Genomic DNA, 15,542 nt, shown 5'->3' with positions numbered 1-15,542 from the left:
CTTGCCAAGCGCTCAAAATACGTAAGGGGCGCCGCTTACCGCCAGGGCAAACCGCCGCCGCCGCCCATTCCGCCCATGCCACCAGGGCCGCCACCACCGCCCATCATGCCTGACATGCCGCGCATCATTTTCTGCATACCGCCTTTCTTGCCCGCTTTCTTCATCATTTTCTGCATCTGCTTGTGTTGCTTTAGCAGGCGGTTAAGGTCCGGCACCTGAAGGCCGGCACCTGCGGCAATACGGCGCTTACGTGAGCCGTTAATAATCTCTGGCTTACGGCGCTCTTTGGGCGTCATCGAGTTAATCAGCGCTTCCAGCTTGCCTAGCTCTTTTTCAGGGCCAGGGCCCTGGGCCAGTTCGGCCATTTGGCCCATGCCCGGCAGCTTGCCCAGCAGGCCACCCATACCGCCCATTTTCTTGAGCTGCTGAAGCTGGTCGCGGAAGTCTTCCAGGTCAAAGCCATCGCCTTTTTTGACTTTGCTGGCGAGCTTGGCAGCTTTGTCTTTATCGACGGTGCGCTCGGCCTCTTCAATCAGCGACAGCATGTCGCCCATGCCCAGGATGCGCGACGCGACGCGGTCGGGGTGGAAAGGCTCTAGCGCATCAACCTTCTCGCCCACACCCATGAACTTGATGGGCTTGCCGGTAATATGGCGCACCGAGAGCGCGGCACCGCCACGGGCATCGCCATCTGCCTTGGTGAGGATGACACCGGTGAGCGGCAGCGCGTCGTGGAACGCTTTCGCCGTATTCACCGCATCCTGGCCGGTCATGGCGTCGACGACGAACAGCGTTTCCTGGGGGGAAATCGCCTTATGCAGCGCCTGAATTTCCGCCATCATCGCTTCGTCAATGGCTAGGCGGCCTGCGGTATCCACCAGCACGACGTCATGGAACTGTATTTTGGCGTGCTTGATGGCCGCATTGGCAATGTCGACCGGCTTCTGGTCCGAGCGCGAAGGGAAGAAGTCGACCTGGACCTCTTTCGCCAGGGTTTCGAGCTGGTCGATGGCCGCCGGGCGGTAAACGTCCGCCGAGACCACCAGCACCTTTTTCTTCTCGCGCTCGCGCAGGTAGCGGGCCAGTTTGGCGACGGAGGTGGTTTTACCCGCCCCCTGCAAACCCGCCATGAGCACCACGGCTGGGGAACCTTTTAGGCTGAGGCCTTCGTTGGCCTCGCCCATAATCGCTTCCAGCTCCTGCTGGACGATTTTAACGAACTGCTGGCCCGGCGAGAGGCTTTTAGAAACCTCTTGCCCCACCGCCCGTTCGCGCACCCGCTCAATGAACGCTTTGACAACCGGCAGCGCCACGTCGGCTTCCAGCAGCGCTTTGCGTACTTCGCGTAGGGTATCTTTGATATTGTCGTCGGTTAGCCGTGCTTGGCCTTTGATCGACTTCAGCGTCTGGGAAAGACGCTCGCTCAGATTCTGAAACATGGGGCCTCTGCCTCCGTCGCTGTCGCCGGGCGTATTCACCGGACGAATGTGGCCGCGATTATACGCGCTCGTGGCGCGAGTCTCCATGGGCGTCACCATTGGCGCTTGATGGCTGTGCGACGCCGCTTTGATTGGTTATAGTAGGCAAGCCGTCCTAAATGGCCAGATGTTAACTTTGCTGGACTTATTTGCTGGACTGATCAGCCGTTTTTCAACCATTGTCTCAACAACGCGCTGCAAGGCGCACGGATAGCATCATGCAGGCGCTCCCTTTCGCCACGATCGCTTTTATACTTTACGTCGCTGCTGCTATTTGGCAGGGCATGACACTGTTTCGCCGGGTGCCTCCCCGCCAGGGCATGGTACGCCTACTGGGCGCGCTGGGCCTGCTGCTGCATATCCCGGTCGTTGTCCAACTGGTTGGCGAATCGCCTGGGCTACTGCCGGGTTTCACCACCAGCGCGACGCTGCTCATGGCAGTAGCGGTCAATGTTGTGCTGGTGGCCAGTCTATTCAAACCTGTGCTCAATGCCGGCATTGCCCTGTTTCCACTGGCTGGGATCGCCCTGATTGTTGCCACCTGGCTGCCTAGCCAGGGCAGCCATAGCGGCTTAACACTAGGCATCCTGCTCCATGCCGTTAGCTCCGCATTGGCCTTTGCCGTGCTGGCCATTGCTGCCGTTCAGGCGGTATTGGTAGGACTACAGAATCAGGCACTGCGCCACCACCATATCCGTGGCATTGTGCAGTCTTTGCCGCCGCTCACCACCATGGAGCGCGTGCTGTTTGAGCTGATATGGGCAGGGGTTGTACTGCTGACCCTTTCGATTATCAGCGGTTTAATCTTCCTCGATAACCTGTTTGCTCAGCACCTGGTACATAAAACCGCTCTTTCGCTGGGCGCGTGGGTTATTTTCACGACGCTGCTAGTGGGCCGCTATCGTTTTGGCTGGCGCGGCATGCGCGCCGTACGCTGGACATTGGGTGGCTGCGCCCTACTACTGTTGGCCTACTTTGGTAGTAAGTTTGTGCTGGAAATCCTGCTGAATCGCTAGGCCCACGCGCTTAGCGGTTAGCGCCCCCGCACACGTGCGCTTGACACGCCACTGCCATGCTTCTACAAATCGAGCTTAATACGTCATAAAGGAATTTTCGACTTGAGCGACGACTTCCCTCTGGGGTTACTGTTCGGCCTGCTAGCCTTACTCATCCTGCTGTCTGCCTTCTTCTCTAGTTCTGAAACGGGCATGATGTCGATCAACCGCTACCGGCTTAGCCACCAGGCTAACAGCGGCGACCGTAGCGCCAAGCGCGTGATGCGCCTGCTCACCCGGCCCGATCGTCTCATTGGCGTCATCCTGATTGGCAACAACTTCGTCAATAACCTGGCAGCCTCGATTGCCACCATCATCGCCATTCACTTTTTTGGCGACGTCTCAGGCCCTGCTATTTCTACCGCACTGCTGACCATCACCATTCTGATTTTCGCGGAAGTGACGCCCAAGACGTACGCGGCCATCAAACCCGAGCGCATCGCTTACCCCACTTCCTTTGCCTTGGAGCCGCTGCTCAAACTGCTCTACCCCTTGGTATGGCTGGTCAACGTGATGTCGAACGGCTTGCTGCGGTTAGTCGGTGTCAAAAGCGTGGATAACGGCGGCGACAGCCTGACCCGCGACGAGCTGCGCACCGTGGTGCACGAAGCAGGCACGCTGATCCCTTACCGCCACCGGGCCATGCTGCTGTCGATTCTGGACCTTGAGAACGTTACGGTGAACGACATCATGGTGCCCCGACACGAAGTGCTGGGCATCGACCTGGACGATTCGCTGGAAGATATTCTGACTCAAATTCGGACCAGTCAGCACACACGCCTGCCGGTCTACAAAGGCGATATCAACAACATCATTGGCATGTTGCACCTGCGTAACGCCGCACGCTTCTTATCCCGCAGCGAAGTCACCAAAGCGGCCATCGTTCAAGAAGCGCGGGAGCCCTACTTCATTCCCGAGTCAACGCCGCTGCATACCCAGCTGCTGAATTTTCAGAAGCAGAAGCGACGGATCGGCATCGTGGTGGATGAGTACGGCGATGTAGAAGGGTTGGTCACGCTGGAGGATATTCTCGAAGAGATCGTCGGCGAGTTCACGACCGACGTGTCCGAAGATGACGAGATTCATCAGCAGGACGATGGCAGCCATGTCATCGAAGGCACGGCGAATATCCGCGAGATCAATAAGATGCTCGGTTGGCAGTTGCCCACCGACGGCCCCAAGACGCTGAACGGATTGATTCTGGAGCACCTGGAAGCCTTCCCGGAAGGCCCGGCCTGTCTACAAATTGGCAATACGCGGATGGAGATTCTGGAGATTCGCGACAACCTGATCACGTCAGCGCGCTGCTGGCAAAAGCTGCGCCTGCCTCGCCGCTAACTCTGCGTTGTTGACTGGCTGCGGGCGATCTCGCTGTCGCCTGCGGCCTTCAATGCTCTGACACGCTGCTCCAAAAAGCGCCTTAACGCGACGCCTTCGACTTCATGGACGGCAATGGGCGGGCCAAAATGGAGGCTCACCGGCGCCCTAAAGCGTGACGGCCACTTCTTCAGCGCCTTACCGCCGTAGTGAGACGTCCACGACCCCCACAACCCGGCCAGCCCTGCTGGAATCACCGGCACATTGTCACGAGCCAGGATGGTTTCGAGCCCACGGCGGAACGTGTGGATCTCGCCATCGGGGGTCAAACGCCCCTCGGGAAACACCATCACGATATCGCCCTGGCGCAGCGCCTTGCTCACTTCATCCAAGGTACGCCGCAGCGCTCCTGGGCTATGGCGCTCCGACTCGATGGGAATCGCCCCCACCAGTTGAAACCACCACTTCAGCCAGCGGGATTCAAAAATGGGCTGGTCCATCACGAAGCGCAGCGGACGAGGGCTGCCACCGCCCAGCACCAGCGCATCCATAAAGCTCACGTGGTTACAGACGACCAGCGCCGCGCCCTGTTTAGGTACGTGACCTTGACCATGCACCGACAGCCGGTAACAGCCGCGCATGGCCACGTAAATGACACGACGCAGCAGGCACCGAGTGGCGTTGATCCCCCATGTCACGTCGCTGCCCCCCGGTGTCGTAACCCGGCCAGCACAGTGCTCATGAGTTGATCCAACAGCTCATCGACCTTGAGCTGCTGCCCCTGCCAGTAGCCAAGCCGCTCGTTCAACCCCAGCTGCACCAAGCCGTGAACGCTGCCCCACAGCGTGCGGCCAAGGCGGCGCGCTTCCAGATCGTCCAGAACGGGCTGGTACTGCTTTAACGACGTTTCCACCTGGGTAAACAGGGCTTCGATGAGATCGCTCTGACGCTGGTCCAGCTCGCCTTCCTGAGCCAGCGGGTAGTCGAACAGTAGCTGCCAACGGTAGCAATCCTGCTCGGCGAATCGCCAGTAAGCGTGGGCCAGAGAGCGCAACCACGGCTCGGGGTCGTCTTCGGCCAAGCTCGTAATAGTGTGCTGCAAACGTGCGAGGGTTTCGACGTTGACGTGCTGCAATAAATTGTTAAAGCTGCCGTAGAGTTTTAGCAGCGTACTGGGCGCGCAGCCCACCTCTCTGGCCAAAGCACGCAGTGATAAACCATGGACTGGCTGCTTAGCCAACCACTCATCACAAGCGTGCATGACCTGCGCGTGGAGGGCATCGGGCGCATGCTGTCTAGGACGGGCCATGGCGATCTCTTCAGGTCAACGGCAAACAGGGAAGAATGCCTCCTCGCGCTTTAGCGTGAGCAAGGTATACGATAGGATACCTTACATCGAACACTGTTTTCGACACTAAAACGCCACATTTAACGTATTACGACTTCCCTTTGCCATTTTGCATCAGCGCCGCAGGTATCGCGCCTAAAGGAGACCGGCATGACGGGACGCCTACACGTACAGCGCCTATCGCTCGCCCGCCTTGCGCCCAACCTCAAAAGCACTGCTTCGCTCATCGAGTCTCCCAACTTAGCACCGCGCCAGCCCGTGTCGGCCCTTCGTCTAGAGCAGGGGCAGTTGACCCACACGCCGCTCTTTTGGGGGCTGACGCCGCCGTGGCTCAAGGTTCTCGACCACGCCCCGCACTGCGCGCGGGCGGAAACGCTCAGCAAACGCGCCATGTTCCAGGAGGCCTTCAGTGCGCGGCGCTGCGTGATTCCGGTGAGCGGCTTTTACGTGTGGAAGCCCCAGGCACGCAGTAAGCAGCCGTTTTTGGTGACCCACGTGAATCGCACCCCGCTGCTGCTCGGCGCGCTTTGGTGTCGTTACCACACCACGCTGACCACCTTTACCGACTCGACGGCGCTGATCAGCGTGCCTGCCAATGCCTGCCTATCGTCGCTCACCGATCGCTTACCGGTGATCCTTCCACCAGAGGCGCTACACCAATGGCTAGACCCCAACACGGACGTTGCGTCGCTGACACCGCTTTTGATGCCCGCCCCGCTGGAACTGTTGGGCGCTTTTCCGGTATCAAAGCATGTGAATAACCCTGCCTACCAGTCACCCTCTTGCGCGCACCCCACAGGGCCAATGCTGCGCTGGACCGTGTCACAGGAGCCGTAATGTTGCCCACTATGTCTGTTATTCCGCCTCGCCTGCAGGCAAGGCGCGCGGTTGTTGGCCTGACCATCGGCCTGCTCTTGGCGCCCGCCACTCCCCTCTGGGCAGAAGAGAGCCCGGTCGCCGAGGCCATTACCCCGACCATCAGTCCTTTCGATGACCGCGACTACCGGGTCATCACCCTCGACAATGGCCTACAGGCGCTGCTGGTCAGCGACCCCGATGCCGACAAGGCCGCCGCGTCCATGAACGTGCGGGTCGGCAGCGCGCAGGATCCCGACGACCTCCAGGGCTTGGCCCACTTTCTGGAGCACATGCTGTTTTTGGGCACCGAGCCCTACCCCCAGTCGGATGCTTACCAGCAATACATTTCCGACAACGCAGGCTCTCATAACGCCTTTACGGCTCAGCAGGACACCAACTACTTTTTCGATATTGAGCCTTCAGCGCTGCCCGGCGCACTAGACCGCTTTAGCGAGTTTTTCCTCTCGCCGCTGTTCAATGCCGACCATCTGGAGAGCGAACGCAACATCGTGCACTCAGAGTACATGGCGCGCATCCGCGATGAGTCGCGGCGTGAGAACGACGTGCTGAATCAACTGCTCAACCCGGAGAACCCCACCACCGGCTTTGCAGTGGGCAGCCGAGACACGCTGGCAAACCCGCCCGAAGGCGAGGCAACGCTGCGCGAGCGGGTGATCGACTTCTACCACCGCTACTACGATGCCAACGTGATGAACTTAGCGGTAGTAGCCCCCCAACCGCTCGACGAACTGGAAGCCTTAGTGGTGGAGCGGTTTGCCGATATTCCCGATCACGACTTGAGCGCCCCCACGATTGACACGCCACTGATCGACCCCGACACGCTGCCGCGCTATATCGAGCGCCAGTCGCTGCAGGATCGTCGCCAACTGCGCTTCTACTTCCCCGTTCCTGACCCTACCGACGAGTATCGCACCAAGCCAACTCAGCTCATCGCGCATTTACTGGGCGATGAGGGCGACGGCAGTCTACTGGCCGTGCTGCGTGAAGCAGGCTTGGCCGACGGGCTCTCTGCGGGCGTGGGGCGCGGCGATGGCAATGAGGCGCTGTTTACCGTCTCCATTAGCCTGACGCCCGCAGGTGCCGAACGCCTCGACGACATCGAAGCCACGCTGTTTGCCGCGGTCGAGCAGATTCGGGCAGAAGGGCTGGCCGAGTGGCGCTACGACGAGCAAAAAAGCCTCAGCGAGCAGGCGTTTCGCTTTCAGCAGCACGGCGCTCCTCAGCAAGAGGCTACCCGCCTAGCCATGAGCCTTTCGCGCTACCCGGTCGAGGACGTGCAATACGCCGCGTACCGCATGGACGGCATGGATAGCGAGCGCCAGCAGCGCTACCTGGACGCCCTAACGTCCGACAACATGCTGCGCGTCTACTCCGCGCCGGACGTAGAGAGCGACACCGTAACCCCCTGGTTCAACACTCAGTGGAAAGAGCTGCCGCCCACCACGACCGGTCAGGCCTTGGACGGTCTCGCGCTTCCCGAGCCGAACCCCTTCGTTGCCAGCGACCTCACCCTTCAGGCGGGCCAGGACGAGCAGCCTTCGACACTGATCGAGACGCCCACGTTTACCGCTTGGCACATGCAGGAGAGCCGTTTCAATACGCCCAGCGTCGAGTGGCGGGTGAGCCTGCAGCATCCCAGCGCTAGCTACTCGGCAGAAGAAGCGGTACTCATGCGTCTGTTGGCAGGCTGGCTGAACGACAGCCTCAACGAGTCGCTTTACCCCGCGTGGCTTGCCGGGCAGTCGTTTAGCGCATACGCCCACGCGCGCGGTATGACGCTGTCGTTTTCTGGTTGGCGGGATGGCCAAACGCCGCTCATCGAGCAAGCCATCGAGCAGCTTCAGCAGGCGGATATCTCTGCTGGCGCCTTTGAGCGGGTGCGCTACCAGCTACAGCGGGAGTGGCGCAACGCGCCACGCGCATCGTTGACCGGCCAAGCCAGCCGAGCCCTGGGTGAGGCGCTGCTCTCCCCGCAGTGGTCGACGGACGAACTGCTGGCCGCCAGCCAGCGGCTTGAGAAGCATAATCTGGAAGATTTCCGCGAGCGTTTCCTCGATGCTCTTTACATCGACGCCATGGCCGTGGGTAACCTGACTGCCGACCAGGCACGGGAGCAGGCCAACCTTATTCGCGGCGCACTGACACCCCGCTTAACGCGGGATGACATTCCCCCTCTGTCGCCATTGGAGGCGAGCGAGGAGCCAACGGTACTTCACCCCCATAGCACCCGTGAGGAGTCACTGGTACTGCGCTACCTGCAGGGACGCGACACCAGCATCGACGAGCAGGCGCGCCTGAGCGTGCTCGCCCAATGGCTGGACACGCCGTTCTATCAACAGCTGCGTACCGAGGAGCAGCTTGGCTACATCGTCAACGCGGGCTATTCACCGCTGCTGGAAGCGCCGGGCATTGGCCTGGTCGTACAGTCACCGGATGTGGATAGCGGCACCATTGCCGAACGAATGGACGCTTTCATGGCAGCCGCCGGTGAGCGTCTCGAGACACTGAGCGATGAAGAGCTGGCGGCCCACCGGCAAGCGGTTCATGACCGCCTGCGCCAGCGGGATACCAGCCTGCAGGGCATGGCTAACCGCTATTGGCAAGCCACCGCACTGGACGAGGTACGCTTTGACCGTCAGGCGCACATCGCACAGCGGGCACTCGAGGTCAGCGTCGAAGAGCTACAGGCGCTGTGGCCCTCGCTGCTCGCTCACCCGCTAGACATCCGATTCAACCCGGGCGATGCACCCAGCGACATCGGCGCTTACCGTGAGACGCTCGCGCCCTTCGACCCACGCTAACCGCTCGCCAGCTCAGGCATCGAACGCCTGGGCTGGCATCATGGCTTCGACGAACATCACCAGCTCTTCGAGAATCTGCCGCTCATGATCGGTGAGCGACTGCTGATTGTAACGCTCGATTTCCCGGGCAAATGCTTTAAGCGTAAAACCCGATAGCGCCGGGTCATTCATGCGCATCCAACGAAACGCCTCCCACTGCTCACGCTCTTCGCCCTCTAGGGTGTCCGGGTAACTGCGCGCGCGAAAGCGAAACAGCATCTCTTCCAGGCGCGGGTCTTGAAAGGCAAAGCGTTGGCCCACCAAGTCCCAAGGATCCATCGCCAGCACCCGCTCCATCTGCTGACGATCCGCCGCAGAGAAAAAGCTGCCGGAGTAGAGCATCAAATCGGGGTCTTGAGGCGACTCTTCGTAGCCGCCGCTGAATACCTCGGTCACCTTTTTCGCCACGCCGCTGGCCTCGCGCAGGGTTTTCCAGTGCCCTCGGCAGGCGGCGATATCAATCCCCAAGCGCGCCACGATCGCGCCGTACTCGCCTTTCTGCTCGCCCTCCACGTCTTTCAGCACCGTGGCTGGAAAGATCACCGGGCAGCGGTTGATATGAATGACTTTGAGCGGGATGCGCGCCTCCCCTTCAGAAAGGTCCTGCTGGCTGACGAACACCCGCTCACGAATCTGCTCGGCGCTGAGCGACAGCAAATCGCCGGGGTCGACGCTCAAATCGTACACGATCACCCCGTTAGGGTTGGTAGGGTGCTCCGCCAGGGGCATCACCAAGGCGCTACAGCCTCGGCTGGCCGGGTAACGACGGGAGATGTGCAGCAGCGGTTTGCCGCTGGGGAGGTCGAGCTGCTTGGCCACCGCGCGCTTGCCGCGCAGGCCGAGCAAGTAGTCGAACAGCTTGGGATTACGCGCTTTCAGCAGCCGCGCCAGTGCAATGGTAGCGCGCACGTCGGCCACCGCATCGTGGGCGCCCTCATGGGCGATGCCGTTCGCCGCGGTGAGGTGCTCCAGTTTAAAGCTGGGCGCACCATCTTCCCGCAGGGGCCATTCGATGCCCTCTGGGCGCAGCGCATAGAACGCCCGCACCACGTCGATCAAATCCCAGCGGGAGTTGCCGTTTTGCCACTCGCGGGCGTAGGGATCGAGCAGGTTACGATAAAACAGGTGGCGGGAGACTTCATCATCGAATCGCAGGCTATTGTAGCCGGCCACGCAGGTGCCGGGCTCGCTCATGGCGCTCTGTACCTGGCGCGCGAACTCGGCTTCGGGAAGCCCCCGACGTTGCGCTTTTTGAGGCGTGATGCCGGTGATCAGGCAGGCGGCAGGGTGCGGCAGGTAATCATCGGCGGGTTTACAGTAGAGCTCGATGGGATCGCCGATTTCATTGAGGTCGGCATCGGTGCGTAATGCAGCAAACTGAGCGGGCCGATCGCGACGCGGATCGGCACCAAAGGTCTCATAATCGTGCCAGAGAAAACTGGCAGGGGCGGCATTCGGTGGCGCCATGGATGCAAACTCCCTTGAGCGTGACAGCCCACCCATGCGCCGTAACATCTTTCGCTGGATGGGAACAAAAGCCCAAGACTAGCACACCCGCGGCGCTTCTCGCCGCCCCTCACCGTGCTCGTGTACGCCTAGCTTTTGGGCAGCGTCACGTTGAGCTCCAGCACCGAGCAGTTATCTTCGCTATCCAGCGAAATTTGAATGGCGTCGTCGTCCACATGCACATAACGACGAATCACTTCGAGCAGTTCGCGCTCAAGCAGCGGCATGTAGTCAGGCTGACCACGCTGGCTACGCTGATGCGCCACGATGATTTGTAACCGTTCTTTGGCCACCGAGGCGGATTTCTTGCGCTCACGCTTCAAGAACTCCAGCAGTTTCATCGACGACTACCCCCAAACATCCTGCTCAGCAATCCTTTGCGCTGCATCACATGGAAGCGCAGCGGCATCTCCTCTCCCAGCAGGCGTGACACGGTATCGGCATACGCTTGACCGGCATCGCTCGAACCATCGTGAGTGACGGGCACCCCTTGGTTAGAGGCACGCAGTACGGCTTCGGATTCGGGAATCAGACCCAGTAGATCGATCGCGAGAATCTCGCGAATATCGTCCAGCGTCAGCATGTCGCCGGAAGTGACACGGGCAGGGTTGTAACGGGTAATCAGCAGGTGCTCTTTTACCGGGTCAAGCCCCTGCTCGGCACGCTGGGTTTTCGAGCCCAGAAGTCCCAGGATACGGTCTGAGTCACGTACCGACGAGACTTCCGGGTTGGTCACGACGATGGCTTCATCGGCGTAGTACATCGCCAACTGCGCACCGCGTTCGATACCGGCGGGAGAGTCGCACAGGATATAGTCGAAGTCGTCTTTCAACTGCTCCAGGATCTTCTCGACCCCCTCTTGGGTGAGCGCGTCCTTATCCCGGGTTTGCGAGGCTGGCAAAATGAACAGATTCTCAACGCGCTTATCGCGGATCAGCGCTTGATTCAGCCCCGCCTCGCCTTGAATCACGTTGACCAGGTCATACACCACCCGACGCTCGCAGCCCATGATCAAGTCCAGGTTGCGCAATCCTACGTCGAAGTCGATCACCACCGTTTTCTTGCCACGCAGCGCGAGCCCTGTCGAAATCGCCGCGGCGCTGGTGGTTTTACCGACCCCCCCTTTACCTGAGGTCACAACTATAATTTTGGCCAAGAGTCACTTCCTTCTTGAAGTCGTTCATTGCGAGCGCGATCGCGTGGCGCTGCCCGCATAACGGGAACATCAATGTCATCAAAACAGCACACTGTAACGGATCGCAGCGGTGGCGTCGCTAGGCAAGAAGCACTAACCGGCACTCCCTCATGCGGCTTACCCCAGCGGCTTAATATCTAACTGTTCTTTAATAAAATGGACTTCGGCTGCCCGCCCTAATAGCTGGGAGTCGATATCCTCCAGCCGTTTGTAGTTACCCGCTACGGAAAGCAGCTCGGCCTCCAGCTCACGGCAGTAAATACCTGCCTGGGTATTACCATGAATGCCGGCCAACGCGCGGCCACGCAGGGCCCCGTACACGTGAATACTGCCTGCTGCCAGCACCTCTGCGCCGGCGTTGACCGCACCGATCACGATCAAATCCCCCTCGGCGGCGCTCACTTGCTGGCCGGACCGCACCGTTCCCCGGTACAGCCGGGTGGCTCCCAAACCGCTCGTCTCCGGTTCGCTGTCGACCTCGTCGGGGTCGGCAAGGGGCTCGACGCTTTCCAACGCACGGGCTCGCCCCTCTTCCACGGGGGCAAACCAGCCCAGCCCCAGCGCCCACGCCGACTGACGAATCGGCTCGGCACCGCCACGGACGGCCACGGGTAACAGCTTGTGATCACGGCATACTGCGCAGATCCGCTCCAGGGCGAGGTGCGGCTCATCGAGTTTTTCCACGCTAAGCACAACGGGTGTATGCTGAAAGAACGCGGGAGATTGCGACAGTTTGCCAGCAAGCTGCCGCCGGATACGCTCCGGGTCAGCGCTCGTCAACTCCATGACGGTCATCGGCAGCATGCCGCCCTTGAAGGTGAAGGCTACGTCGGCACTGTTGGCGTTGAGGCTCATGGCCGAACTCCATGTCATGTTCAGGTAAGATAAGGGTAGCGCAATCTCGCGCCTTGCGGGGTGGCCGGCTGGAAAACTCACCGCGCAACGGCAAAGCTAAGCGACAGCGACGAGGACTGCAACCGCCTGCTCATCGATGTCTGATTTTTTTTACGTTCCGCACCTCACAGCAGGATGATCCATGCACGGACTGTTACGACGCCTGTTCGCTCCTCGGTGGCAACACCCCGATCCCGAGGTGCGCCGCAAGGCACTTCAATCCCTCGACCCGCAGCATTCAGAGCAGCGGGAGGCCCTTCTGTCTCTCGCTGGCGACAGCGACAGTAAAATTCAGCTCGCGGCCCTGCTCGCGCTCGACGATATCGACAAACTGCTGGCCGCCTATCCGCAGCATCACGAGGACGAAGCGTGGTTCAATGCCGTGTGTCAACGCCTCACCGGTGCCGAGGGCCATATCGACCTACAGCAGCGCCAAGCGCAGGTAGCCCTGCTGAGCGACCAGCGACTGCTCAACGCGATTGCCCTGCAGGGCGATAACCTGGGGCTGCGGCTCACTGCCGTTGAACAGTTGCACGATGAAGACGATCTCGTCCACCAGGCGTGCCACAACAGCGTGGCCGCGGTACGCCATCAGGCCGCGCAGCGTATTAGCGGTGAGGCGTCGCTCAAGCGGTTATTGAAAGAGGCGCGGCGTGATCGCCAGGTCATGCGCTACGCCAAGGAGCAGCTCACCCAGCGGCGCAACGACGAACAGTGGCTCGAAGAGCAGCAGGCCCAGCGCGAGCACCTATTGAACCAATTAGAGCAGCACGCGCGTGCGCCTTGGGAGCCGCTTTACGGTGGGCGCCTGCGCCACTTGGAGCGCGAGTGGCAGCAGCTCAGCCATTCACCCAGCCTCAGCCAGGAGCAGCGCTTCCATCAGGCCATGCTGAGTTGCCGCAAAACCCTGCACGATCACGACACCCAGGAGCAGGCGCGTCAACAAAGCCTCGCTCGCCGTGCCGAAGCGGAAAGCACTCGCGATCATTTATTAGAGGGGTTAGAAGAGACCCTGGAAGGGCTGGCCCACGCCGACGAACTGACCGCCCAGGATATCGACAGCCTGCGCGCCCAACGCCAGCTCTTAGGCCAGCGCTGGCAGGCGCTGTCCGATCTCCACCCCCCTAACGACACCACTCAGCAGCGTTACAGCCAGTCGCTGGCGCAGTACGAACAGAGCATGGAGGCGTGGCAGCGCTGGCAATCGGAAAGCCTCGCCGTGGAGCATGCCCTGGCCAACAGCGATGACCAGGCGCTAGCCAAGCATGTCAAAGCGTGCCGCTGGCCCGAGACACTGACGCCGCCCGCGCTGCTTGCCCAGGCGCAAAAGCAGCTGGCTACCCAGCCAGTGGCAGCCACCCCCACCGGAGCGTCGCTCAATGCGTTTGAAGCGGAGCTCGATAATTTCGAGCACTTGCTGGAACGCGGCGCGTTCAAGAGCGCCAGCCGCCTCCATCAACGTTTGAAGCCGACTCTCGATGCCCTTACGGGCGAGGAGGCCAAGCCGCTCAAGCGTCGCTTGAAACATCTTGGCGCGCGGCTTGCTGAGCTGCGCGACTGGCGCGGTTTTGTGGCAGGCCCCAAGCGTGAGCAGCTCTGCGCGAGTATCGACGCTCTGGCCGACGACCCTCACATGGCCGAATCAGCGCTGGACCGTCATCATCGCCAACTGGTGAAAGAGTGGAAGGCGTTAGGCGATGCGGCGGCCAATAAAGAGCAGTCCGCGCGCTTTCGGGCAGCGTCCGATCGTATCCATGAGCGTCTGGCGCCCTGGCGCGCCCAGCTCGATCAAGAGCGCGACGCTAACCTGCGCGGACGCGAAGCGCTCTGTGAGCAGCTCGAAACGCTACTGGCTCAGCCCGCCGAGGACGCCGACCCCGACGTGCTGCGGGAGATTCGTGACAAAGCGCGCCACCAGTGGCGCCACTACTCACCCGTCCCCCGGGAGCACGCCGAAGCCATTGGCCGCCGCTTTGGGGCGATTCGCCATCGCCTGCAAGCGCTGATCGACCAGCGCGCCGAGCAGATTGCTGCGCAAAAGCACGCACTGATCGAGCAGGTCCAAGCGCTACAGAACGATACCGAGCAGTCGCTGACAGCGCGCATTGCACACACCAAGCGGCTACAGCAGCAGTGGCGTTCACTAGGGCGTGCGCCGAAGGGCGATGAGCAAGCGCTTTGGAAGACCTTCCGCAGCGCCTGTGACCAGCTCTTTGCGCAGCGCGACGCTCAAAAACATGAGCAAGCCGCTCGTCAGCAGCAAACGCTTGACCAGCTTCAGCGCCTCATCGACGACATGGATAGCTGGCAACCCACACACGCCGACGAGTCCGAGCGGCTGGACGCCTACCTAGCCAGCCTTCAGCAGCTAGAGCCGCTGCCCCGCAACCGCCGTAGCGACGGCATGCAGAAGCGGCTTGGCGGCATCGTACGCGCCAAACGCGAACGCTTGAGCCGCCTTGAGGTCGTCGACAAGGTACAGCAGTGGCACGCCCTCCTGCCCCTGATCAATGCGCACCTAGCGGCCGACCATCAGGCGCTTAGTGGTGGTCATCCAGCGCCGGTGGACGCCAATAGCGAGCTGTCCACACCGCTGCCCGCAACGTATGGCGATGCGCATCAACGGCGAAACGAGGCTCGCTCGTCTACCACGCTGCCTCTCTCCAGCGAACAGCAGGGCGACGTCGAGGAGCAGTTGGCTCGACTGCGGGTGCATCTATCGCTGCTTGCCCTAGGTAGCGTTAAGCAGCGAGACGAGCCGCTGCGGCTTGCCATTCAGGTAGAGCGCTTGAATAACGGCCTGAACGCCGAACGCAGCAAAGCGGACGAACTGGAGGAAGTGCTGGTCGACCTGTTGGCCCTCGGCCCCATGCCAAACCGTCTTTGGCAGCAAGAGGTCAACGAATTGGACAACCTACTGGGCCGCCTAGCGCGCCCACCGCAGCCCTAATCGTAGCCCTCAATAGGTGAGCGTCACATAGCAAACGGGAGGCAGATCGCCTCCCGTTTTGCGTTCTCTTTCTTGTGGAA

General features: G+C 60.9%; 12 protein-coding genes. 5 read left to right on the top strand and 7 right to left on the bottom strand.

Annotation, left to right across the window (positions count from 1 at the left end; genetic code table 11):
- Positions 1 to 35 precede the first annotated feature (35 nt).
- Positions 36 to 1,439 carry a signal recognition particle protein gene (ffh, locus tag QIT27_RS10680; RefSeq protein ID WP_285263950.1) on the bottom strand — a complete coding sequence of 468 codons (1,404 nt, stop codon included), beginning with the start codon at positions 1,437 to 1,439 and terminating at the stop codon, positions 36 to 38.
- Positions 1,440 to 1,696: 257 nt separating this feature from the next.
- Between ffh and QIT27_RS10675 the strand changes: the two genes are divergently transcribed.
- Both QIT27_RS10675 and QIT27_RS10670 read left to right on the top strand, forming a co-directional pair.
- Positions 1,697 to 2,494, top strand: coding sequence for a cytochrome C assembly family protein (locus QIT27_RS10675; protein WP_285263784.1), 798 nt, complete (start codon positions 1,697 to 1,699; stop codon positions 2,492 to 2,494).
- A 102-nt stretch (positions 2,495 to 2,596) separates the two neighbouring features.
- Positions 2,597 to 3,871: an HlyC/CorC family transporter gene (locus QIT27_RS10670; protein WP_159340922.1), complete on the top strand. Its 1,275-nt coding sequence runs from the start codon at positions 2,597 to 2,599 to the stop codon at positions 3,869 to 3,871.
- Here QIT27_RS10670 and QIT27_RS10665 read toward each other — a convergent pair.
- Positions 3,868 to 4,491: a 1-acyl-sn-glycerol-3-phosphate acyltransferase gene (locus tag QIT27_RS10665; protein ID WP_290441535.1), complete on the bottom strand. Its 624-nt coding sequence runs from the start codon at positions 4,489 to 4,491 to the stop codon at positions 3,868 to 3,870. The genes QIT27_RS10670 and QIT27_RS10665 overlap by 4 nt on opposite strands.
- Positions 4,492 to 4,544: 53 nt before the next feature.
- Positions 4,545 to 5,159, bottom strand: a complete 615-nt coding sequence (locus QIT27_RS10660) for a TetR/AcrR family transcriptional regulator (RefSeq protein WP_159340918.1) — start codon at positions 5,157 to 5,159, stop codon at positions 4,545 to 4,547.
- A gap of 189 nt (positions 5,160 to 5,348) precedes the next feature.
- On the opposite strand from QIT27_RS10660, the gene QIT27_RS10655 reads away from it, so the two are divergent.
- Positions 5,349 to 6,035, top strand: a complete 687-nt coding sequence (locus QIT27_RS10655; protein WP_285263783.1) for an SOS response-associated peptidase — start codon at positions 5,349 to 5,351, stop codon at positions 6,033 to 6,035.
- Positions 6,035 to 8,878 carry an insulinase family protein gene (locus QIT27_RS10650; RefSeq protein WP_285263782.1) on the top strand — a complete coding sequence of 948 codons (2,844 nt, stop codon included), beginning with the start codon at positions 6,035 to 6,037 and terminating at the stop codon, positions 8,876 to 8,878. Before QIT27_RS10655 ends, QIT27_RS10650 begins: the two co-directional genes overlap by 1 nt.
- A 12-nt stretch (positions 8,879 to 8,890) precedes the next feature.
- Here QIT27_RS10650 and sbcB read toward each other — a convergent pair whose 3' ends face one another.
- The 4 genes from sbcB to minC form a co-directional block, all read right to left on the bottom strand.
- Complete coding sequence (gene sbcB / locus QIT27_RS10645; RefSeq protein ID WP_285263781.1) at positions 8,891 to 10,384, bottom strand: exodeoxyribonuclease I; 1,494 nt, start codon at positions 10,382 to 10,384, stop codon at positions 8,891 to 8,893.
- Positions 10,385 to 10,512: 128 nt separating this feature from the next.
- Positions 10,513 to 10,764 carry a cell division topological specificity factor MinE gene (minE, locus tag QIT27_RS10640; RefSeq protein ID WP_016915987.1) on the bottom strand — a complete coding sequence of 84 codons (252 nt, stop codon included), beginning with the start codon at positions 10,762 to 10,764 and terminating at the stop codon, positions 10,513 to 10,515.
- Positions 10,761 to 11,579 (bottom strand): septum site-determining protein MinD, encoded by an 819-nt coding sequence (gene minD / locus QIT27_RS10635; RefSeq protein WP_285263780.1) that lies wholly within the window; start codon positions 11,577 to 11,579, stop codon positions 10,761 to 10,763. Before minD ends, minE begins: the two co-directional genes overlap by 4 nt.
- A gap of 156 nt (positions 11,580 to 11,735) precedes the next feature.
- Complete coding sequence (minC, locus tag QIT27_RS10630) at positions 11,736 to 12,473, bottom strand: septum site-determining protein MinC (protein ID WP_285263779.1); 738 nt, start codon at positions 12,471 to 12,473, stop codon at positions 11,736 to 11,738.
- A gap of 181 nt (positions 12,474 to 12,654) precedes the next feature.
- On the opposite strand from minC, the gene QIT27_RS10625 reads away from it, so the two are divergent.
- The gene (locus QIT27_RS10625; RefSeq protein WP_285263778.1) at positions 12,655 to 15,462 is read left to right on the top strand and encodes a DUF349 domain-containing protein; all 2,808 of its coding nucleotides are present in this window, start codon (positions 12,655 to 12,657) and stop codon (positions 15,460 to 15,462) included.
- The last annotated feature ends 80 nt before the right edge of the window (positions 15,463 to 15,542 follow it).

The organism is Halomonas sp. LC1, assembly GCF_030247125.1.
Lineage (GTDB): Bacteria > Pseudomonadota > Gammaproteobacteria > Pseudomonadales > Halomonadaceae > Vreelandella.
The sequence above is the reverse complement of the archived record's forward strand: the minus strand, read 5'-3'. Positions and strand labels throughout refer to the sequence as shown.

Excerpts from the sequence above, each read along its gene's own strand:
- ffh (WP_285263950.1), bottom strand. The coding sequence starts at position 1,439 with ATGTTTCAGAATCTGAGCGAGCGTCTTTCCCAGACGCTGAAGTCGATC.
- QIT27_RS10675 (WP_285263784.1), top strand. The coding sequence starts at position 1,697 with ATGCAGGCGCTCCCTTTCGCCACGATCGCTTTTATACTTTACGTCGCT.
- QIT27_RS10665 (WP_290441535.1), bottom strand. The coding sequence starts at position 4,491 with ATGCGCGGCTGTTACCGGCTGTCGGTGCATGGTCAAGGTCACGTACCT.
- QIT27_RS10660 (WP_159340918.1), bottom strand. The coding sequence starts at position 5,159 with ATGGCCCGTCCTAGACAGCATGCGCCCGATGCCCTCCACGCGCAGGTC.
- QIT27_RS10655 (WP_285263783.1), top strand. The coding sequence starts at position 5,349 with ATGACGGGACGCCTACACGTACAGCGCCTATCGCTCGCCCGCCTTGCG.
- QIT27_RS10650 (WP_285263782.1), top strand. The coding sequence starts at position 6,035 with ATGTTGCCCACTATGTCTGTTATTCCGCCTCGCCTGCAGGCAAGGCGC.
- sbcB (WP_285263781.1), bottom strand. The coding sequence starts at position 10,384 with ATGGCGCCACCGAATGCCGCCCCTGCCAGTTTTCTCTGGCACGATTAT.
- minE (WP_016915987.1), bottom strand. The coding sequence starts at position 10,764 with ATGAAACTGCTGGAGTTCTTGAAGCGTGAGCGCAAGAAATCCGCCTCG.
- minC (WP_285263779.1), bottom strand. The coding sequence starts at position 12,473 with ATGAGCCTCAACGCCAACAGTGCCGACGTAGCCTTCACCTTCAAGGGC.
- QIT27_RS10625 (WP_285263778.1), top strand. The coding sequence starts at position 12,655 with ATGCACGGACTGTTACGACGCCTGTTCGCTCCTCGGTGGCAACACCCC.